This is a genomic window from Exiguobacterium sp. SH1S21 (genome assembly GCF_004337175.1).
Lineage (GTDB): Bacteria > Bacillota > Bacilli > Exiguobacteriales > Exiguobacteriaceae > Exiguobacterium > Exiguobacterium aurantiacum_A.
The window spans coordinates 1-410 of the sequence record NZ_SJUY01000035.1 but is presented as its reverse complement, the minus strand read 5'-3'; the positions used below and the strand labels follow the sequence as shown (position 1 = coordinate 410).

The window sequence follows — 410 nt, the reverse complement described above, 5'->3', positions numbered from 1 at the left end:
GCGATAAAATAATGCGTTGAGAATGATCTCAGTGCGCAATTTGCAGCCCAACATGTCACGTTGGGCTTTTTTTGCGAAATCAGTGGGAACCTGGAATAAAAGCAGTTGCCGCAGTTAATTTTCTGCGCTTAGATGTTAATGAATTTAACCCATACCAGTACAATGGCTATGGTTTTTACATTTTACGCAAGGGGCAATTGTGAAACTGGATGAAATCGCTCGGCTGGCGGGAGTGTCGCGGACCACTGCAAGCTATGTTATTAACGGCAAAGCGAAGCAATACCGTGTGAGCGACAAAACCGTTGAAAAAGTCATGGCTGTGGTGCGTGAGCACAATTACCACCCGAACGCCGTGGCAGCTGGGCTTCGTGCTGGACGCACACGTTCTATTGGTCTTGTGATCCCCGATC

The 410-nt window shown here is 47.8% G+C and carries 2 protein-coding genes; both read left to right on the top strand.

All coding sequences use genetic code 11. The features are described 5' to 3' along the window. Nucleotides 1–31: 31 nt before the first annotated feature. Entirely contained in the window at nt 32–118 is an 87-nt protein-coding gene (locus EVJ24_RS15230) for a fruR/shl operon leader peptide (RefSeq protein ID WP_001303787.1), read from the top strand. A gap of 81 nt (nt 119–199) precedes the next feature. Then, a partial coding sequence (locus tag EVJ24_RS15225; RefSeq protein ID WP_131441805.1) for a LacI family DNA-binding transcriptional regulator occupies nt 200–410 on the top strand: 211 nt, incomplete at its 3' end.